We start from the raw sequence: 20712 nt of genomic DNA on the forward strand, positions 1-20712 counted from the left end.
CTGACGAAGGAAGATTCACCTACTAAAAGATTGCAACGGAAAGCGGGAAATCGCTCCTAATAATTGTATGCTTTAAAATTACAACTAATTTATAAAATTTTTTGGTTTATTACTGCTCGAACCACATCTATGGCTACGGTGTTGTATTTGTCGTTTGGTATAATGATATCAGCAAAAGCTTTTGTTGGTTCAATAAATTGTTCGTGCATGGGTTTGAGTGTGTTTTGGTACCGGTTGATCACCTCGTGCATGTCACGGCCACGCTCAACGATATCTCTTTTCATACGACGGATTAATCGTTCGTCAGAGTCAGCATGTACGTATATTTTCACATCAAATAATTCTCTTAATTCTGGATTTGCAAGAATCAAAATTCCTTCTACAATCATCACTTTTCGGGGATGTGTAAAAACGGTATCGTCTGTTCTATTGTGCGTTACAAAGGAATAAACGGGCTGGTGGATGTTGTTGCCTTCTTTTAATTCTTTCAAGTGTTTTACCAATAATTCAAAATCAATGGCGCGCGGATGATCAAAATTAATTAATGCTCTTTCGTCAAATGAAAGTCCATGATTTTCTTTGTAATAGGAGTCTTGCGAAATAATTCCTACTTCTGTTTGTGGTAATTCATTCATAATTTGATGTACAACAGTTGTTTTTCCGCTTCCTGTACCACCTGCAATTCCTATAATGAGCATACTTTATTTGTTATGTTTTTATCGGGACAAAAATAGGAATTTAATTGGGAGTGGATTTTATTTTTTGAGGAAATATTGCTAATTAAATTTGTTTATTAGTCGTAGTTCATTCTCATTTTTTCTATCTTTAGTTTCTAAATCATATTATCTTGTATTCACAAATTAATACCAACATCAGTCGATATGTCACGTTTGAAAAAAAAGAGTTAGAAATTTTCAATTCTTTATTGGAATATCGTACGGTTTCCAAAAAAACAATTTTACTTCATGAAGGCGAAATGTGCAATTTTGAAGCTTTTGTAATAAAAGGTTGTATACGGAAATATTATATTGATGCCAATGGTTTTGAAGTTATTCTGCAATTTGCCATCGAAAATGCTTGGGTTAGTGATATTTCGTTTAGCATTTATGAAGAAAAACCAAGTAGGGTATACATTGAAACATTAGAAGATTGTGATTTTTTTATGTTTAGCCCAGAAACTAAAGAAGAATTATTAGTTAGAGCACCAAAATTTGAACGCGCTTTCCGAATCCTCATGCAACGCAGTCTGGCGGTTACTCAAGAGCGTTTATTTAATACTATTTCTAAAACTGCCACCGAGAAATACTTAGAATTTCTCGACCATTATCCCACACTTTCTCAGCGCGTTGCCCAACATTATATTGCTTCTTATTTGGGTATTTCGGCTGAGTTTCTTAGTAAGATAAGAACTAAAATTTCCAAACACTAAAATCTCGTTATTTTTCATTTCTTGTCCTAGTTCAATGCGAGCGCTTTTTTTTTGACGCAACTTTGTACTACAATCGTAAAGAACAAGACAATGGAAAATACAGATAAAGTAATAGAAAATGCAATTACGAATTCCGTGTTGCATAAAGCAAATACTCGCGGTCATGCTAATCACGGCTGGTTAGAATCCTATCATACTTTTAGTTTTGCAAATTACCACAATCCAGAGCGTATGAATTTTGGTGTGTTGCGCGTTCTGAATGATGATAGAGTCAGCCAAGGAATGGGTTTTGGGAAACATCCGCATGATAATATGGAAATTATTTCTATTCCGCTCGAAGGTGATTTAGAACATCAAGACAGTATGGGAAATACCACCGTAATCAAGGAAGGTGATATTCAGGCGATGAGCGCCGGTACGGGGATTTTTCACAGCGAATACAATAAAAACAAAGATCAGTTTGTTAAATTTTTACAGATTTGGATTTATCCGAATCAAAAAAATGTAACGCCTCGTTATGATCAAATTACTTTAGATTTAAATGATCGGCACAATAAATTACAGCAAATTTTATCACCAAATCCAGAAGATGAAGGTGTTTGGATTCATCAAGATGCTTGGTTTCATATTGGGAAATTTGATCACGATTTTGCTACTTCGTATGAATTGAAAAAACCTGGAAACGGAATTTATGCTTTTGTTTTAAAAGGGGATTTCACGATAGGAAACATCGCTTTAAATGAACGTGACGGATTAGGAATTTGGGATACCAATGCAATCAAAATAACCGCTAATTCATCTAATGCTGAGATATTATTGATGGAAGTTCCAATGAAATTGTAATTAAATAAACGCATAAAAGAAATAACTAATAATACATAAAAATACTATGTCAACAATAAAATGGGTAATTGACCCAACACACTCAGAAATTGGTTTTAAAGTGAAACACATGATGTTTACTACTATTTCAGGTAAATTTTCAAAGTTTGATGCGACGATTGAAGCAGAAGACAGCAATTTAGAAAACGCGAAAATTGAATTCACAGGAGCAATTGAGTCTGTAGCAACAGGTAATGCAGATAGAGATACTCATTTATTGAGTGCTGATTTTTTTGATGCTCCTCAGTTTCCAGAAATTAAATTTAGCGCAACTTCTTTTATCAAAATCAATGAAGGTGAATATGAATTGGTTGGTGATTTAACATTACACGGTGTTACAAAATCAGTAAAATTAGCTGCAGAATATGGTGGATTAATGAAAGATCCATGGGGAAATACTAAAATGGCACTTGCATTAGAAGGAAAAATCAACAGAAAAGATTGGGGATTAAACTGGAATTCGGCTCTTGAAACTGGCGGTGTTTTAGTAAGCGAAGAAGTTCGTTTGAATATCGAATTGCAATTTTTACAACAATAATTTTAAAACGAATAGGCGCAAATGGCAAAGAATTATTTTCTTTGGGATTTGTGTTATAAGAATAGAATGATGGAAACCATACATATTTTATACATAGGAAGACATCCGGAAATTCTAGAAACCGTCATCCGGTTAATAAATGCAAACGAGAATTGGAGTGGAGTAGGTGTTATGAATGATGAGGAGGCGAAGGAAATTTTTCTAAAAAAAGATTTTTCACTTGTATTGTTGGGTTCCGGAATTCAAGAAGAAAGTGAAGCTGAATTGTGCACTTTTTTCAGAAATCAAAATCCAGATATCAGTATAGTACAACACTATGGAGGCGGGAGTGGTTTGCTAAAAAGTGAAATTTTGCTTGCCCTAGAAAACATTAAAATATTAAACCATTAGGAAAGTAAAGTGTATTAAGTGTTAATTCTTAATTTTTCTTACTCTCTTAATGGTTTAATTTTTTTAAAACTATTATTTGCTCTTCTTTGCTTTAATCATCATTTCCAGTTGATCCCAAAGTTCTTCAGGAATTGCTTCAAGTAAATTGAACTGTCCAGCGCCTTTGAGCCATTCACCACCATCAATTGTAATAACATCTCCGTTGATGTATGCTGAAAAATCAGAAACTAAATAAGCCGCTAGATTGGCTAATTCCTGATGATCTCCCACACGTTTTAAAGGTACTTTTTTAGCCATATCAAATTTATCAGCTAAATCTCCTGGTAACAATCGGTCCCAAGCGCCTTTAGTTGGGAATGGTCCAGGAGCAATTGCATTCGAACGGATTCCGTATTTTGCCCATTCTACCGCAAGACTTCGTGTCAGGGCTAAAACTCCAGCTTTTGCAGTAGCACTAGGTACCACGTAAGCAGAACCTGTCCAAGCGTAAGTCGTAACAATATTCAAAATGGTAGATGATTTTTGTTTGGTGTCAATCCAATGTTTTCCAAAAGCAAGCGTACAGTTTTTGGATCCTTTTAAAACGATATCAATTACAGTATCAAAAGCATTTGCAGATAATCTTTCAGTAGGAGAAATGAAATTTCCAGCAGCATTATTCAGTAAAACATCAACTTTGCCAAAAGTTTTCAAAACTTCTTGTAGCATATTTTCCACTTCTTCATAATGACGCACATCACATTGAATCGGTAGGCATGTTCCCCCTGTTTCCGTTTCCAGTTCTGCAGCAGTATTTTTAAGTTTTTCTATATCTCTGGAAGTAATGGCAACTTGCGCTCCTAATTCCAAGAAATATTTAGTCATTGCTTTTCCTAAACCGCTTCCTCCTCCGGTTACGACAATTACTTTGCCTTTTAGGGCATCATCGCGTAACATTTTATCTGTATAGCTCATATTTTGATATTTTTTTTATTGTAAATATAATAAAATTAAATAGTATGCACGCATAATAAAAATAAATTTCAATACCGATTTTAGATGGCGCACAATCTTTTAGCGGCTTCTTCTAGCGTAGCATTGTCTTTGGCAAAGCAAAACCGAATTAATTTCAGGTCTTTTCCATCGGTATAAAAAGTTGAAATAGGAATAGCAGCCACGCCATGTTCCTTAATAAGTCGTTTGCAAAAATCAACATCATTCTCATTTGATATAGCTGCATATGACGCCACTTGAAAATAAGTTCCTTCGCACGGCATGAGTTCGAATCGGCTGCCTTTTAATAATTGTCTAAAATAATCCCGTTTTTCCTGATATAATTTACCAATTTCAGAAACAGAAACAATATCTAAATACTCACTAATGGCAACCTGACAAATACTATTGACACTGAAAACTAAAAACTGATGTACTTTTTTGATTTCTTTCATCAAATATTCGGGTGCAACTAAATAGCCCACTTTCCATCCCGTAACATGGAATGATTTTCCGAAAGAGGAAACCATCACAGAACGATTTAATAGTTTTTTACGAGTATGAGCTGAAATATGTTTTTCCTCGAAAGTGATGTATTCATAAACTTCATCAGAAAGAAGAACGATCTCAGGATATTTTTCCAATAGGTTTTCCAAGGCTTCAAAATCAGATTCCGATAAAATTTTCCCCGTTGGATTATGCGGATTGTTGATGATTATCATTTTGGTTTTTGAAGTACATGCCTTTTCGATAATTTCCCAATTTGGAGTATAATCATCATTAAGTGCTACCCGAATCGGATTTGCGTTGCACAATAATACGGGTGCTTCATAGCAATCATAACTTGGATCTAAGATAATTACATCATCATTATTTTTCACTAAAGCTGTTATAGTGGTAAAAATAGCTTGTGTCGCTCCGGCGGTAACTAGTAATTCCGTTTCCGGCTGAATGGTTCTTCCGTAGGAGTGTTTAACTAGTGTCGCTATTTTTGATAATAATGGTACATAGCCAGACATAGGCGTGTATTGATGTACATTTTCTTTGGCCAGTTTGGCAACAATATTCGTTAATCGTTCATCAACAGGAAAGTTAGGAAATCCTTGGGATAGATTAATGGCATTGTGTTCTGACGCCATTTTGGACATTACTGTAAAAATGCTGGTAGATACATTGGGAAGTTTACTCATGGATAGTTTTGTGGTTAAAAACTTGTGGTTTAATGAGAGAGTAATTTATTTTAAAAAATGATGATTTCCAGATTTTTATAAACAGTATTATGTTTATTCAATTAAAATCATTATTGCATTTTTCACTCTTAAATTTTTTCCGTTTTGTTTTGCTGGAATCCATTTTGGGGCTGTTTTCAAGATTCTAATTACTTCTTTTCCTGAGCCGTATCCGAAATCTCTTAATAGTTTAATGTCAGTTAAGGACCCATCTTTTTCAATTGTGAAAGTGACGTAAATTTTTCCTTTTGATGCGAGAGGATCAGTTAAATTATAGTTTTGGTTTATAAAAAGATCAAGTTTTTGTTGTCCTCCTGGAAATTCAGGTTTGATTTCTACAGCACTTTTATCATATACCATATTATCCGCATTATCGTCACTATAAGTTATAATTGACGAAATAGGAGCTTCTATATTGCTTGAGTTTGGGTCTACTTTTGGAAGAGTTTGAGAAAATACGTTTTGTGCAAAACACATTAAAATCAGGATTAAAAAATTTTTCATTTTTAGGATAGTTTTAAATTACATTTTATGAATGATGAAAATTGTGGGGCGTTTGTGCAAATCGATGGTTTCTTTTTTCCAAGCCGCAATTTTTTTGGTTTTGATGTATTCTGTAGGTAAAGTAATGTCCGTAGCAATGCACAAATGCGTTTCGGGATGCAAGGTTTGCATTAAATCTTCTAATAATTTATTGTTTCTGTAAGGAGTTTCAATAAAAATTTGAGATTGGTTTTTCTCAAATGAGATTCTTTCTAGAGTTTTAAAGCTTGCTTTCTTTTCGTCTTTTTCAATAGGTAAGTAACCATGAAAAGTAAAACTTTGTCCATTCATTCCGGAGGCCATCATTGCCAAAAGAATAGATGAGGGTCCAACTAAAGGAATAACTTGAATGCCTTTTTCATGCGCTAGCTTAACGATTACAGCACCGGGATCAGCAACTCCTGGACAACCTGCTTCGCTCATTAACCCCATGTTTTCTCCAGCCAACAGAGGTTTAATAAAATCTAAATGTTCCTTGGTCTCGGTGTGCTTGTTTAAAATAAACAGTTTTAAATCTGCTTGTTTTTTTTCTGGATTAACAATTTTGATTGATTTCCGAGCTGTCTTGTCGTTCTCAACAATATAGGAATCAATGAGGTCGATACTTCTTTTTATTGTTTGCGGCAATACATCCATGGGATCACAATCGCCCATTGTTGTAGGTATTAAATATAGTTTTCCTAATATTGTTGATGCCATTGCTTTAGTATTGTTATTGTGAAGTAAATTTTCTATTTGTTTTCTAGGAAAATTTTATAGCTAAAATTTTAAGGATGTTTATTTATTAATTTTGTTGCAATTGCATCACAAACTTCATCTAGCATAGTATAAACTATTTGAAATCCATTGGGTAAGCCAAAATAAGGATCGGGAACATCTACTTTTTCATTTGGAAATAATTCATCCAAAATCAGTTTGACTTTTTGTTTCTGTTCCAGATTGTCGGCAAGTTCAATTACTGTAGTGTAATTTGAATTGTCCATCACATAAATATAATCAAAAGCATCAAAATCAGATTTATTGAATTGTCGTCCTTTTTGATCTGAAATATTAATATTATTTTTTTTTGCTACAGCAATGGACCGTTCATCTGGCTTATGGTGAATGTGCCAAGAACCGGTTCCTGCCGAATCAACTGTGAATTTGTCTTGCGGAAGTTTAGAAGCTAAAATACCTTCTGCTAATGGAGAACGGCAAATATTACCCAAACATACCATTAGAATTTTTACAGACATGATGAGCTTACAACGTTAGTTTTTTATTGATGTCTTCAACAAATTTTTTGAATTGTTTGTCGGTTGCAACTAAATTATCAACGGTTTTACAGGCATGCAATACTGTTGCGTGATCTCTGTCTCCAATTTGTGAGCCAATATTTGCCAAAGATGCTTTGGTAAATTTCTTAGCAAAGAACATGGCCAATTGGCGGGCTTGTACAACGTGTCTTTTCCTTGTTTTTGATTGTAAGGTTTCTAAATCCAATTGAAAATAGTCTGAAACAATTTTTTGAATGTAATCGATTGAAATTTCTCTTTTTACATTTTTAACAAATTTTTCAACAACACTTTTGGCAAGCTCTAGCGTAACTTCCTTTTTATTAAATGAAGATTGTGCTATCAACGAAATAATCGCACCTTCAAGTTCTCTTACATTCGATTTAATATTGCGAGCCACATATTCTATGATTTCTTCCGGAATTTCGACGCCATCTCTGTACAATATATTTTTGAGTATCGAAATTCTAGTATCATAATCAGGTTGGTGTACTTCAGCAGACAAACCCCACTTGAAACGCGATAACAAGCGCTGCTCAATATCCTGCATGTCAACAGGTGCCTTATCAGAAGTCAAGATTACCTGTTTTCCGTTTTGATGCAAATAATTGAAAATGTGGAAAAACACATCTTGAGTTCCTGATTTACCAGAAAGAAATTGTACATCATCAATAATTAAAACATCAATTAATTGATAAAAATGAATGAAATCGTTTCGGTTGTTTTTCTTAACCGAGTCAATATATTGTTGTGTGAAAATTTCAGCCGAAATGTATAAAACAGTTTTCTCAGGATATTTGTCTTTGATCTCAACCCCAATTGCATGGGCAAGGTGGGTTTTTCCTAATCCTACTCCTCCAAAAATCAATAACGGATTAAACGAAGTTCCCCCTGGTTTGTTGGCAACCGCCATACCAGCGGAACGTGCTAATCTATTGGAATCTCCTTCAAGAAAATTATCAAAACTGTAATTCGCATTCAATTGGGATTCAATCTTCAAATTGCGAATTCCTGGAATTACAAAAGGGTTTTTGAGTTCTGGGTTTAAATTTTTGAATGGAGCATCCACCTCTTGAGGTTTCATAGGAACTCTGTTGGCACTTGGTAATTGTTCCGTAAACGGTTGTTTGTTACCATAAGTGTTTTCCATTCTAATTTTATAAAGTAACTTTGCGTTTTTTCCAAGTTCTTTGGTAAGTGCCACTTTTAATAATTTAACGTAATGTTCTTCTAGCCATTCGTAGAAAAATTTACTTGGAACTTGAATGTATAATGCGTTATCGGTAAGTTCAACTGATTTGATCGGTTCGAACCAAGTTTTGTAAGCTTGATCCTGAATGTTGTCTTTTATAAAAGACAAACAGTTTTCCCATACTGATTGTGCAGTTTTGTTCATTTCTTTTTTGAATTATTTATATTTTGGTAACTATTATCTTACGAAAAAAAGAGGTTATTTTATTGGTTTTCGGGGGTAACAAATATGTGAACAATTTTCTGTAAAAAAAAATTTAATGGAAGATTATTTCTAATATAATTATTGTAAGGAGAATATAAATTTTAAAATTTTAACATATAATTAATGAAAGATCATCAAATACAAGTGCGAGTACGGTACTCAGAAACGGACCAAATGGGAGTTGTTTATCATGGAAATTACATTCCTTATTTTGAGATGGGAAGAGTGGAATGGCTTAGAAACAAAGGGGTTTCGTATAAAAGTATGGAAGAAAATGGCATTGCGCTTCCCATAGTTTCTATGAATATCAATTATAAAAAGTCAGCCCGTTATGATGACTTGCTTACGGTGCGCACCGTTTTTAAAAGTCAGAGTTCAGTGAAGATAGAATTTGATTGCGAGATATACAATGAATTGGACGAGTTATTAACATATGCTCAATTTATTCTTGTTTTTGTGTCCTTAAAAACAGGTCGTCCTACAGCACCACCAAATTATATTTTAGAACTCTTAAAAAAAATAGAATAAAGTAATGAAAAGACAATTTCAGATGTAAATTAGAGTTGTTTTATATCGATTTCAAACATTGATTTAAAAATGTCGAATATCATTTCGGCATTTTTTTTTCGTGTTTTTATTTCAATTTTACCTATCGGTAATCCTGAATCTTCCTTTATTTCCATTTCTTGGTCTACGATTTCTAACTTTTTTTCCTTAATAATGCGCATCACTTTATTCATATTTACATAGTCAAAAGTGATTGTAAAATGAACATCGATCGTTTTTTCGATAATTTCGCAGGTTTCAAGAACCATTTGTGCGGTTGTTTTATATGTAGCGATTAATCCTCCAACGCCTAATTTGACTCCACCAAATATCCTAACTACAACAATTAATACATTGGTTACTGAAAAAGAAAGGATTTGTCCGTAAATAGGCATGCCAGCACTGTTACTTGGTTCTCCGTCATCATTTGCTCGATACGTCGTGCTTGTTGTACCTATTTGATATGCATAACAAAAATGCCCAGCATTAGGGTGAAGTTTTCGTAAGCTTTCAATGAATGGTTTTACTTCTTCTTCAGATCGAAGTGGAAATGCATAGCCAAAAAATTTACTATTTTTTTCTTTGAATACTACTTCTTCGCTAGCTAAATCAATCGTATTGTAGGTGTCTTTTATGTCCAAAGGTAGTTTCTAAATTATTTTTTTATCAAATAGTTGTACCACATCTTCTTTGCCTACTTGTAAATTCCAAACTTGAAATCCCAATGCAAGGGCTGCATCTGTATTTTCTGTTTTATCATCAATGAATAAAGTACGTTTTGGTATTAACTCATGCTGCTTTATCAGATAATTAAAAATGTTGGCTTCGGGTTTGCGCATGCCCAATTCAAAAGAAAAATAAACTCTTTCAAAACATTCATAAAATTCTCTATAAAAAGTGGTGCCCGCTACATGCTGAAATCGATTGATATGAATTGAATCAGTATTGCTAAGCAAGAACAAGCGGTATTTTTGCGAAAGCATTTGCAAAAATTCAAGTCGGTACAATGGGAAATCTAATAAAATGGTGTTCCAAGCACTTCGAATTTCTTTTATTGACACGTCAGGTATTTTTTTCTGAAAGCCTTCTATGAATTGAAGTTCCGAAATTTTCCCTTTTTCAAAGGATAAATTGAGTTCCTCCAAATCCTCAGACCATGTTTTTAAACCCAATTTCGCGAAGGCAACACGAGGCGCTTCTTTATCTAAGTTGATAAAAATATCGCCAAAATCAAAAATTATAGTATTAATCATAGTTTCTTGATACTAGTAGTTAATCGGTACCAATGGCTTGTTTTTTGAATTGACTTCTAACAAGTTTTGGTGCCTGAGTTCCTGTCTTTAATGTCATATTACCAACAAATATTCTAGCTTCATCCCAAAGATTCGCATCAATAAAAGTCTGTAACGTTTGTCTTCCGCCTTCTATAATAATCGTTTGAATCTGATGTTTATAGAGGGATTCGATTATTTGGATTGCTATATTTTGTTCAAAATCAAGATACTCAAAGATACCATTTTCTTTTTCAATAGTTTGATTTGATCTAGAAAATAGGATTGTTTTAACCTTATTATCAAAGACATGACTGTCTTTTGGGATGCGGTTGTTTTGATCTAAAACGACTCTGATGGGGTTGTTCCCATGCCAGTCGCGTGCGTTAAGTTTTGGATTGTCATCAATTACAGTCTGAGTTCCTACCAGTATGGCTTGTTCTTCGGTACGCCATTTATGGACTAATTGTCTTGAATATTGATTGGTAATCCAGACCGGTTTTTTTTCTGATTTTTCTTTTGGCGCGATAAAACCATCCTGACTTTCGGCCCATTTCAAAATAATGTAGGGTCTTTTTTTTTCGTGAAACGTAAAAAATCGTTTATTAAGCTCATTGCATTCGTCTTCAAGAATTCCTACGGTAACATTTATGCCCCCTTCCATTAGTTTTTTAATTCCGTTTCCTGCCACTTTTACATTGGAATCAACAGTTCCAATAACTACATTTGGAATTTTATATTTAATGATCAAATCACAACAAGGGGGTGTTTTTCCAAAATGACTGCACGGTTCTAGACTCACATAAATTGTAGCTTTTCTTAGCAACGATTTATCTTTTACAGAATTCACAGCGTTTACTTCGGCGTGTGGTTCTCCTGCTTTTTTATGCCAGCCTTCGCCAATGATTTTGTTTTCATAAACAATAACGCTTCCTACGAGCGGATTTGGATAGGTAGTTCCCAAACCATTTTTGGCTAATTCAATGCAGCGACGGATGTATTTTTCATGTGTTTTCACCTAGCAAAAGTAGTTGTTTTTGAGATTAGCCCCAATTTCGACTTGAAAATTTAGAAATAGAAAGGTATTATTTTTTAAACTCTCTCAAATAACACCAAACAATTTCTACTTTTGTGTCTAAAATTACGTAGTATAGAAATGGAAAATTACAGTATTAGAAAAATTAAAAAAGAAGATAATCCGTCTGTTGCAGCATTGATTAGAGCTGTTTTTGATGAATTAAACATCCCAAAAGTAGGAACGGCTTACGAGGATCCGTATTTGGATTTAATGTTTGAAGAATATAGTAAGCCTAAGTCAGTTTATTTTGTAGTAGAAAAGGAAGGTAAAATTCTGGGTTGTGCCGGTATTGCACCACTTGAAAATGAAGCCGAAACAATCTGCGAACTTCAAAAAATGTATTTTTTACCGGAAACCAGAGGTGTTGGAATTGGGAGCCAAATGATGGCAACCTGTTTGCAAAGTGCAAAAGATTTTGGCTTTGAGAAATGCTATTTAGAAACCATGCCGTTTATGCTTGATGCTCAAAAATTATACAAAAAAGTAGGATTCGAATACATTTGTTCTCCTATGGGAAGCACAGGCCACACGAGTTGCCCTATTTGGATGCTGAAGAATTTATGATTTTGTTGAGTCTCGACTGCGCTCGACTTCACAAAACGATAATAAACCAAAATTCATCTAAAATAAAATAATGAAAATAAAAGATTATAGAACTCAGTTTATTGGCGTGCTCACTCCAATTTATGATGCGGGTGAAGCAGAAAGTTTTTTTTATTTGATTTTGGAAGAAAAACAAAAACTCAAACGAATTGACTTGGCGTTGCAGCCTGATTTGCTTTTTTTGGAGGAAGAAATTGTCGTTTGGAATTCGATTCTTGAGGAACTAAAAAAGGAAATTCCCATTCAGTATTTATTGGGTAAAACGAGTTTTTATGGATTGGATTTTGAAGTCAATCCAAATGTTTTGATTCCAAGACCTGAAACCGAAGAATTAGTCGAATGGATTATTAGAAATAATTCAAAGATTGAAAAATTCAAAGATTTAAAGATTCTTGACATAGGAACGGGAAGCGGTTGTATTGCTATTTCATTGGCAAAAAATCTTCCAAATGCCACGGTTTCTGCCATTGATGTTTCTGAAAAGGTTTTGGCAACAGCCAAGAAAAATGCACAAAATAATTCCGTAAACGTATCTTTTATCAATCAAAACATTCTCCAAGCAGACGATTTAAAACAGCAATTTGATATTATTGTCTCGAATCCACCTTATGTTCGGAATTTAGAAAAAGGAGAAATCAAGAAAAACGTTTTAGACAATGAACCTCATTTGGCACTATTTGTAGAAGATGAAGACGCTCTTATTTTTTATAAAAAAATAGCTCAGTTAGCGCAGAAAAACCTTACTGCAAGCGGAATGTTGTTTTTTGAAATAAATCAGTATTTAGGACCAGAAACAGTCTCTTTACTTGAGGAATTGCAGTTTAAAGACATCGAATTGCGCAAAGACATGTACGGTAATGATCGGATGATTCGATGTTCGATTTAATACATTTGATTGCTATAAATACGATATCAATTTTCAGATTTTGATCAAAGTCTTATTCCCTAAAACTAAAAAACTACTCGTATCGCAATGCTTCAATAGGATCTAGCACTGCAGCTTTAATTGCAGGATAAAGTCCGGAAGCAATAGCAACTATAAAACTGGTGATAAAGGCAGCCATGATTGCGCTCCAAGGAATTACAAAAGCGAAATCCATGGCAGTGGCAATTCCAAAACCAATTAGGATTCCAAAAATAATACCTACGAGTCCGCCCATTTGTCCGATCAATAAGGTCTCTATAAAAAACTGAATAGCAATCGTTGTTTTCTTAGCCCCTAAAGCTTTCCGAACGCCTATTTCGCGCGTACGTTCAGTTACCGATACGATCATAATATTCATCAAAGCAATAGATGATCCCAGAACAGTAATCACTCCTATTAACCACGAGGCTAATCCCAAATATTTTGTAATTCCTAGAATTCGGTTGATCAAATCATCGCTTCGTACCACACCAAAGTTGTTGTCTTTCACAGGGCTCAATTTACGAACCCTACGCATGGTACTTGTTGCATTTCCTAAAGCTTGCTCTAGGAATTCCTTTTTAGCGACCATAACACTTACCGTATAATTGATGTTAGGCGCTGTATATAAAGAGCGTGCGAGTTGAATAGGGATTAAAACGCGTAAATCTTGACTATTGCCAAACGTAGATCCTTTCTCCTTCAAGACACCAATGACTTTAAATTTTGCCCCGCGAATAGAGATTATTTTATCAATAGGATTTACATCTTTAAGCAACCCTTTTTCAAAATCAGAACCTACCACGCACACATAGGCATTGTTTGCGATATCAAATCCAGTAAAATTTCGCCCAGAACTTGTTTCTAAACCAGAGTTGGTCATGAAAAATTCGTCTACACCCACAATGGCATTTTCAGGATCTGTTTTAGTCGCTTCATATTTTATTTCGGCAGCTGATGTAGCGGTAAACGATAAGGATGTTTGGGTAAATGGATACCCGTATTTGTTTTTGAAAGCGACTGCTTCAGGATACGAAATAATAGGATTGATGATCAGTCGTTCGTTTCCACCGCGATTCCTAGTCGTATTTTCATATTGTTTCAGGTTAAACGTATTTGCTCCCATCGATGCAAAATCAGAGGATATTGTGTTCTCCAGCGCCGAAACAACCGTAAGAATGCTCACCAAAGCGGTGATGCCAATAGCAATAATCAGCACAGTAAGAACGGTTCTCAACAATTGTGTTCGGATGGAACCGAGTGCAATTCGAATATTTTCTTTGAATAATTTTAACATCATAGCAGTTTGACACGAAATTACAATTTTTGTTACAAATTTTCTTTAGCTAAAAACTAATTTATTGTAATCCTGTTTATTTGAAGCTATTTCCCGCTTTTCGTTACAATCCATCAGCAAAAATAATCTGTTTTCAATTGCCACAAAGGAGCTTCCTGCGGTCGCTCTTTCCAGCAATAAAACAGTATTATTTTTCGCTTTTGTATTTTCACTACAATCGCGGCTATGCGTTCTGTAATAAAATGACAAAATTTCTAAAGAGAATAATTTTAAAAATAAGATATTTGCAGGAATATTTAAGAATTTACAATTTAGATTTTAGAAATCTAATATCAGAAACCATATAGCAACAATGGCATCAAAACCGAGTATTCCAAAAGGAACTAGAGATTTTTCACCAACCGAGGTGGCAAAACGAAACTATATTATCCAAATCATAAAAGGTAATTTCGAGAAATTTGGTTTTCAACCGATAGAAACACCTTCATTCGAAAACTCCGACACGCTGATGGGCAAGTATGGTGAAGAAGGCGATCGTTTGATTTTTAAAATATTAAATTCCGGAGACTATTTGGCGAAAGCCAACCCCACTCATTTAGAGAATAAAGACAGCACAAAACTAACAGCGAGTATTTCTGAAAAAGCATTGCGTTATGATTTAACCGTTCCTTTTGCTCGTTATGTGGTACAGCATCAAAACGATATCGAATTTCCATTCAAGCGGTACCAAATTCAACCAGTTTGGAGAGCAGATCGTCCGCAAAAAGGACGTTTCAGAGAGTTTTTTCAATGTGATGCAGATGTGGTGGGATCTAAATCTTTGTGGCAAGAAGTTGAACTGGTGCAATTGTACGACACTGTTTTTACTGCGCTTGGTTTAGAAGGCGTAATGGTCAAAATCAATAACAGAAAAATATTATCAGGAATTGCTGAGGTCATTGGCGCATCTGATAAATTAATTGATTTCACGGTTGCACTAGACAAACTCGATAAAATAGGCGAGGACGGCGTGAAAAAGGAAATGATAGAAAAAGGTATTTCTGAAACGGCAATACAAAAGGTACAACCCTTGTTTAATTTTACAGGAACGATATCTGAGAAATTAAATCAACTTTCGGTTTTGTTAGCAGAATCTATCGAGGGAATGAAAGGGGTAGAGGAGTTGCGTTTTATATGTGACAATGTTGCAGAACTTGGATTATCAACCGCAATTTTAGATTTGGATGTAACCTTGGCTAGAGGATTAAATTATTATACTGGTGCTATTTTTGAGGTGGCTCCGCCTAAATCAGTTGCAATGGGATCCATTGGCGGTGGCGGTAGATATGATGATTTGACTGGAATTTTCGGATTGAAAAATATGAGTGGTGTTGGAATTTCTTTTGGTTTAGACCGCATTTATTTGGTTGTCGAAGAATTGAATTTGTTTCCTAATACTGTAACCGCTACTTCTAAAGCGTTGTTTATTAATTATGGCGATACCGAAGCATTTTATGCGATGAAAGCGATAAAGGAATTAAGAAATGCTGGGGTAAAAGTCGAATTGTATCCCGATGCTGCAAAAGTGGCAAAACAATTCCAGCATGCAGATAAAAGAGGTATTCCGTTTGCGATAGTGGTAGGAGAACAAGAGATTGCTGGCAACACATTTTCGCTCAAAAATTTAGAGAGTGGCGAACAAGTTTCACTAGATTTTGAGGGTCTCAAAAAAGCGTTGTTGTAATTCTGTTTTAAAACCATTAAAAAAGCTTCGTCTACTAAACGAAGCTTTTTTAATATAAAACAATGGTGAATTAATAATATGAAGGAATTTCAATTTTAGTAATCAATTCTTTTAGCATTGATTACTAAATCAAATTTATTGAAAGTATAGCCAGATAATCTTAAAATTATATTAAAATTTTAAAGGATAAATTTTATTAAAAACCGTTTGAAATTATGCTGAAATTGTGAATACAATAAAAAGATGACAATTTGACATTTTAAAAGAATTGGCAGTACTTTTGCAATCAAAAAAGAATAAAATGAAGTTTAAGAATATTTTTAAAAATACAAGTAATATGACTACTGAAAATACCGAGATTGATCAAGAAATAGATGATGTGACATTAGAAAATAATGCAAATGGAGAGCAAATCATTATTGAAGAACTAAGTGTAGAAGAGCAATTGACTCAAGACTTAGCTAAAGAGAAAGACAAGTATTTACGATTATTTGCTGAATTTGAAAATTACAAACGTAGAACTTCAAAAGAACGTATTGAGTTGTTTAAAACGGCTAATCAAGAGGTTTTACTAGCGATGCTTCCTGTTTTAGATGATTTCGATAGAGCGATAGTTGAAATAAATAAATCGGATGATGAGCTCTTGACTAAAGGAGTAGAGTTGATCCATGAGAAATTAAAAAGCACACTTGTTGCCAAAGGTTTAGAACAAGTTGATCTTAAAGCGGGAGATGCTTTTGATGCAGATTTTGCTGAGGCAATTACGCAAATCCCTGCTCCATCAGACGAGTTTAAAGGTAAAATCGTAGATGTTCTTGAAAAAGGATACAAACTAGGCGATAAGATTATCCGTTTTCCTAAAGTTGTTTTAGGACAGTAATTGACCCGAGCTGAGATATACTTTGGTGTATTTCAACAAAAAAAATAAAAAATGAAAAAAGATTTTTACGAAATATTAGGCATTTCAAAGAGCGCTGATGCTGCTGAAATTAAAAAGGCATATCGCAAAAACGCACTTCAATATCATCCTGATAAAAATCCTGGAGACAAATCGGCAGAAGAAAAATTCAAATTAGCCGCTGAGGCGTATGAAGTTTTAAGCGATCCTCAGAAAAAAGCAAAATACGATCAATACGGTCATCAAGCTTTTGATGGTTCAGGAGGTTTTGGCGGTGGTGGTCAAGGTGGAATGAATATGGATGACATATTCAGTCAGTTTGGTGATATCTTTGGAGGCGGTTTTGGTGGTTTCGGAGGAGGCGGTGGCGGAGGTGTTCGTCGCGCTAAAGGAAGTAATCTCCGAATCAAAGTAAAGTTAACTTTAGAGGAAGTTGCCAATGGTGTTGAGAAAAAAGTAAAAGTAAAACGCAAAGTTCAAGCGCCAGGAGTATCATACAAAACGTGTTCTACGTGTAATGGTCAAGGGCAAGTGATGCGTGTCACGAATACCATTTTAGGTAGAATGCAATCGGCCTCCACATGTCCAACTTGTGGTGGTTCAGGTCAAATATTAGACAAAAAACCATCAGAAGCTGATTCTCAAGGAATGATCTTGGAGGACGAAACAGTGTCTATAAAAATACCTGCAGGTGTAGTTGACGGAATGCAATTGAAAGTTTCTAATAAAGGAAATGATGCGCCAGGAAACAGTATTCCAGGAGATTTGATTGTTGCAATTGAAGAATTGGAGCATGAGTTCTTGAAACGTGAAGGAGAGAATTTACACTATGATTTATACATCAGTTTTGCTGAAGCAGTTCTTGGGATCTCCAAAGATATTGAAGCTATAAACGGAAAAGTGAGAATCAAACTAGAAGAAGGAATTCAATCTGGTAAAATTCTAAGATTAAAAGGCAAAGGAATACCAAGTATCAATGGCTACGGAAACGGAGATTTATTGGTTCATGTAAATGTTTGGACGCCAAAAACACTAAACAAAGAACAAAAACAGTTTTTCGAAAAAAACCTAAATGACGAAAATTTTGTTCCAAATCCAGAGAAATCAGATAAATCATTCTTTGAGAAAGTAAAAGACATGTTTTCATAATAGAAAATTTGTCTAAGCTGTTTTAAATATAGTACCCATCCTTACTACAATAAGGATGGGTTTTTTTTGAAAATTATACGTGTTACTTATTTGGTGTTAACAGTCGCCTACACTTTTGTTAGAATGATTGTAATTCGTAATAAATTAAATGGCACTTACATGAAACTAATTATTTACTTTTACATCAATTAAAAAAGGAGCATGAGTACTATTTTAGAAGTTAATAAAGTTGTAAAACGATACGGTGATTATGTGGCGCTCAACGAGGTTTCAATGAGTATTCCAAGAGGAAGTATCTACGGACTTTTAGGTCCAAACGGAGCTGGAAAAACGTCTTTAATCCGAATCATAAATCAAATTACATTACCTGATAGCGGTGAAATTATTTTGGATGGTGAAAAACTGCAACCCAAACACGTTCAATACATCGGCTATTTACCCGAAGAAAGGGGATTATACAACACCATGAAAGTGGGAGAACAATGCTTGTATTTGGCCCAAATGAAAGGTCTCTCAAAGGCTGAAGCTAAAAAACAACTGGAGTATTGGTTCGAAAGATTGGGAATTCAAGGATGGTGGAACAAGAAAATCCAAGAGCTTTCTAAGGGAATGGCACAGAAAATTCAATTTGTAGTTTGTGTATTGCACAAGCCAAAACTATTAATTTTTGATGAGCCTTTTTCTGGTTTTGATCCCGTAAATGCCAACACTATCAAGGATGAAATTTTGGCTTTACGAGAAGACGGAGCGACTATAATTTTCTCTACACACCGCATGGAAAGCGTAGAAGAATTGTGTGATCATATTGCTTTAATCCACAAATCGAATAAACTCATTGAAGGAAAACTTGACGAAGTAAAAAGACAATTTAAAACTAATAGTTTTGAAGTGGGCATTTTATCCGATAATGTAGAGAGTTTAATGTATTCGTTGACGCAAAAATTCACCGTTGGTCCAGCTACTTTTAAATCCTTGAACAACGAATTAAAACTGGAAATTCAACTCGGGAATGCCACACCAAATGAGTTATTGAATATTTTGACACAATGCGGACAAGTAACTCATTTTGTAGAAAAGATTCCAAGTGTAAATGATATTTTTATTCAAACAGTAACACAATAGACTTTTCAGACTTCTTAGATTTTTAGAAAATCTAAAAGGTTATAATTTTAACAGTCTAAAATGTCTAACAATCTAACCATATAAAATGTCTATAGTATCATTAATTATAAAAAGAGAGTTTATTGCCAAGGTGCGGAATAAATCCTTTATTGTCATGACTTTTTTAAGTCCGCTATTATTTGTGGGAATCGCCGTTTTTGTTGCGTATTTAAGTTCCATGAAAGCAGACACGAAACGAATTGCTATTCATGACGGATCAGGTATTTTTGTAAAGGAATTTACGTCGCAGAACAATAAAAATGAGGAATACAAATACCTTGATTTAACTGCAATTGATTTAAAATTTCTCAAAGATAGTATCACAAAGGAAAGCTATGAGGGACTATTGTATATCCCAAAGGCGAGTAATACTGAGGATTTCGAAAGTAAAATCCAGTTTATTTCAAACAGCAGTCCCAGTATTTCATTCATTGAAAATGTTCAGGATGTAATTTCCAATAAATTAACTAAAAGCAATTTAGAAAAAGCACATTTAGATACGCTGGCAATCAAAAATGCTCAGTCAAAAGTGAATATTAGCTTGACAAAAGCATCTGGTGAAGAAAGTGTCAAAGGACTTAACGAAATCAAAATAGGGATTGGTGGCGCATTTGGGTACCTTATTATGATGTTCATAATCATATATGGAAATATGGTGATGCGCAGTGTCATCGAAGAAAAAACCAGCCGAATAGTAGAAATCATAATTTCCTCAGTGAAACCATTTCAATTGATGATGGGAAAAATCATAGGAACTTCACTAGCAGGATTGTTGCAATTCCTAATTTGGGCAATAATTGGAATGTCTTTACTTTTTGCAGCTTCGGCATTTTTAGGAGTAAATGTGGGTCCTACAGCCAGGGTTTCGCCAGAAATGATGCAAACTGCACAGCAAGAAATGACGGGAACTGCCCAAATGTATATTAAGGAATTATGGAATTTGCCCATTGCAAGTATCTTGATTGGATTTGTGATTTACTTCATTGGCGGCTATTTTCTGTACAGTTCCTTTTACGCGGCAATTGGCGCCGCAGTAGATAATCAAACGGATTCACAGCAATTTTTGTTACCTATCATTATGCCACTAATGTTGAGCGTTTATGTTGGGTTTTTTACTGTTATCAATGATCCGCATGGGACGATTGCAGTTGTTTTCTCCATGATTCCGCTTACTTCACCTATCGTTATGCTTATGCGAATTCCGTTTGGCGTACCTTTGTGGCAAATCGCGATATCGGTAACATTATTATTCGGAAGCTTCTTTTTTGTAGTTTGGTTTGCCGCAAAAATATACCGAATAGGAATACTTATGTACGGTAAAAAACCAACGTGGAGTGAAATGTACCGCTGGTTGAAATATTAATAGAAG

Annotated in this window: 23 protein-coding genes; 12 read left to right on the plus strand and 11 right to left on the minus strand. The window is 34.5% G+C overall.

The genetic code is table 11. The annotated features are described in order from the left end of the window. Positions 1-89: 89 nt before the first annotated feature. Positions 90-698: a uridine kinase gene (gene udk, locus ACNQGO_RS11005; RefSeq protein WP_309757548.1), complete on the minus strand. Its 609-nt coding sequence runs from the start codon at positions 696-698 to the stop codon at positions 90-92. 149 nt (positions 699-847) lie between these two features. On the opposite strand from udk, the gene ACNQGO_RS11010 reads away from it, so the two are divergent. The 4 genes from ACNQGO_RS11010 to ACNQGO_RS11025 all read left to right on the plus strand — a co-directional run bounded on the left by ACNQGO_RS11010 (position 848) and on the right by ACNQGO_RS11025 (position 3239). Further along, a complete protein-coding gene (locus ACNQGO_RS11010; RefSeq protein ID WP_417985276.1) occupies positions 848-1429 on the plus strand; it encodes a Crp/Fnr family transcriptional regulator in 582 nt (193 codons plus the stop codon). 90 nt (positions 1430-1519) lie between these two features. Then, positions 1520-2272, plus strand: a complete 753-nt coding sequence (locus ACNQGO_RS11015) for a pirin family protein (protein WP_417969330.1) — start codon at positions 1520-1522, stop codon at positions 2270-2272. Positions 2273-2318: 46 nt separating this feature from the next. Next, the gene (locus ACNQGO_RS11020) at positions 2319-2849 is read left to right on the plus strand and encodes a YceI family protein (protein WP_417969329.1); all 531 of its coding nucleotides are present in this window, start codon (positions 2319-2321) and stop codon (positions 2847-2849) included. Positions 2850-2870: 21 nt separating this feature from the next. Then, positions 2871-3239, plus strand: a complete 369-nt coding sequence (locus ACNQGO_RS11025) for a response regulator (protein ID WP_417969328.1) — start codon at positions 2871-2873, stop codon at positions 3237-3239. Between the two features lie 72 nt (positions 3240-3311). Here the strand turns inward: ACNQGO_RS11025 and ACNQGO_RS11030 are convergent, their stop codons facing one another. The 6 genes from ACNQGO_RS11030 to dnaA form a co-directional block, all read right to left on the minus strand. Further along, positions 3312-4193 (minus strand): SDR family oxidoreductase, encoded by an 882-nt coding sequence (locus ACNQGO_RS11030; protein ID WP_417985277.1) that lies wholly within the window; start codon positions 4191-4193, stop codon positions 3312-3314. An 80-nt stretch (positions 4194-4273) separates the two neighbouring features. After that, positions 4274-5401, minus strand: a complete 1128-nt coding sequence (locus ACNQGO_RS11035; protein WP_417969326.1) for a methionine aminotransferase — start codon at positions 5399-5401, stop codon at positions 4274-4276. Between the two features lie 93 nt (positions 5402-5494). Continuing rightward, positions 5495-5944, minus strand: coding sequence for an energy transducer TonB (locus ACNQGO_RS11040; protein ID WP_417969325.1), 450 nt, complete (start codon positions 5942-5944; stop codon positions 5495-5497). An 18-nt stretch (positions 5945-5962) separates the two neighbouring features. Beyond that, positions 5963-6682 carry an SAM-dependent methyltransferase gene (locus ACNQGO_RS11045; RefSeq protein WP_417969324.1) on the minus strand — a complete coding sequence of 240 codons (720 nt, stop codon included), beginning with the start codon at positions 6680-6682 and terminating at the stop codon, positions 5963-5965. Between the two features lie 68 nt (positions 6683-6750). Beyond that, positions 6751-7218 carry a low molecular weight protein-tyrosine-phosphatase gene (locus tag ACNQGO_RS11050; RefSeq protein ID WP_417985278.1) on the minus strand — a complete coding sequence of 156 codons (468 nt, stop codon included), beginning with the start codon at positions 7216-7218 and terminating at the stop codon, positions 6751-6753. A 7-nt stretch (positions 7219-7225) separates the two neighbouring features. After that, entirely contained in the window at positions 7226-8653 is a 1428-nt protein-coding gene (gene dnaA / locus ACNQGO_RS11055; protein WP_309757359.1) for a chromosomal replication initiator protein DnaA, read from the minus strand. Between the two features lie 183 nt (positions 8654-8836). On the opposite strand from dnaA, the gene ACNQGO_RS11060 reads away from it, so the two are divergent. Further along, the gene (locus ACNQGO_RS11060; protein WP_417985279.1) at positions 8837-9241 is read left to right on the plus strand and encodes an acyl-CoA thioesterase; all 405 of its coding nucleotides are present in this window, start codon (positions 8837-8839) and stop codon (positions 9239-9241) included. Positions 9242-9270: 29 nt separating this feature from the next. Here the strand turns inward: ACNQGO_RS11060 and ACNQGO_RS11065 are convergent, their stop codons facing one another. The 3 genes from ACNQGO_RS11065 to ribD are packed head-to-tail and all read right to left on the minus strand — an operon-like array spanning position 9271 to position 11548. Beyond that, positions 9271-9900 (minus strand): IMPACT family protein, encoded by a 630-nt coding sequence (locus ACNQGO_RS11065; RefSeq protein WP_417969321.1) that lies wholly within the window; start codon positions 9898-9900, stop codon positions 9271-9273. 9 nt (positions 9901-9909) lie between these two features. Further along, positions 9910-10512: an HAD family hydrolase gene (locus ACNQGO_RS11070; protein WP_417969320.1), complete on the minus strand. Its 603-nt coding sequence runs from the start codon at positions 10510-10512 to the stop codon at positions 9910-9912. Positions 10513-10531: 19 nt separating this feature from the next. Further along, positions 10532-11548 (minus strand): bifunctional diaminohydroxyphosphoribosylaminopyrimidine deaminase/5-amino-6-(5-phosphoribosylamino)uracil reductase RibD, encoded by a 1017-nt coding sequence (gene ribD / locus ACNQGO_RS11075; protein ID WP_417985280.1) that lies wholly within the window; start codon positions 11546-11548, stop codon positions 10532-10534. Positions 11549-11686: 138 nt separating this feature from the next. Here ribD and ACNQGO_RS11080 point away from each other — a divergent pair, with 138 nt between their 5' ends. Beyond that, positions 11687-12172 (plus strand): GNAT family N-acetyltransferase, encoded by a 486-nt coding sequence (locus ACNQGO_RS11080; protein ID WP_417969318.1) that lies wholly within the window; start codon positions 11687-11689, stop codon positions 12170-12172. 70 nt (positions 12173-12242) lie between these two features. After that, positions 12243-13097: a peptide chain release factor N(5)-glutamine methyltransferase gene (gene prmC, locus ACNQGO_RS11085; RefSeq protein ID WP_417985281.1), complete on the plus strand. Its 855-nt coding sequence runs from the start codon at positions 12243-12245 to the stop codon at positions 13095-13097. A gap of 73 nt (positions 13098-13170) precedes the next feature. Here prmC and ACNQGO_RS11090 read toward each other — a convergent pair whose 3' ends face one another. Continuing rightward, positions 13171-14415 carry an ABC transporter permease gene (locus ACNQGO_RS11090; RefSeq protein WP_417969316.1) on the minus strand — a complete coding sequence of 415 codons (1245 nt, stop codon included), beginning with the start codon at positions 14413-14415 and terminating at the stop codon, positions 13171-13173. 349 nt (positions 14416-14764) lie between these two features. Between ACNQGO_RS11090 and hisS the strand changes: the two genes are divergently transcribed. From hisS to ACNQGO_RS11115, 5 genes are all read left to right on the plus strand, one after another. Then, positions 14765-16135: a histidine--tRNA ligase gene (gene hisS, locus ACNQGO_RS11095; protein WP_417985282.1), complete on the plus strand. Its 1371-nt coding sequence runs from the start codon at positions 14765-14767 to the stop codon at positions 16133-16135. Positions 16136-16436: 301 nt separating this feature from the next. Beyond that, a complete protein-coding gene (locus tag ACNQGO_RS11100; protein WP_417945199.1) occupies positions 16437-17015 on the plus strand; it encodes a nucleotide exchange factor GrpE in 579 nt (192 codons plus the stop codon). 51 nt (positions 17016-17066) lie between these two features. Next, positions 17067-18182: a molecular chaperone DnaJ gene (dnaJ, locus tag ACNQGO_RS11105; protein ID WP_417969314.1), complete on the plus strand. Its 1116-nt coding sequence runs from the start codon at positions 17067-17069 to the stop codon at positions 18180-18182. A 201-nt stretch (positions 18183-18383) separates the two neighbouring features. After that, on the plus strand, positions 18384-19304 hold the full coding sequence (locus ACNQGO_RS11110; RefSeq protein WP_417985283.1) for an ABC transporter ATP-binding protein: 921 nt from the start codon (positions 18384-18386) through the stop codon (positions 19302-19304). An 85-nt stretch (positions 19305-19389) separates the two neighbouring features. Continuing rightward, positions 19390-20706: an ABC transporter permease gene (locus ACNQGO_RS11115; RefSeq protein ID WP_417985284.1), complete on the plus strand. Its 1317-nt coding sequence runs from the start codon at positions 19390-19392 to the stop codon at positions 20704-20706. Positions 20707-20712: the final 6 nt, after the last annotated feature.

The sequence above is a fragment of the Flavobacterium frigidum genome (assembly GCF_048286735.1).
Taxonomy (GTDB): domain Bacteria; phylum Bacteroidota; class Bacteroidia; order Flavobacteriales; family Flavobacteriaceae; genus Flavobacterium.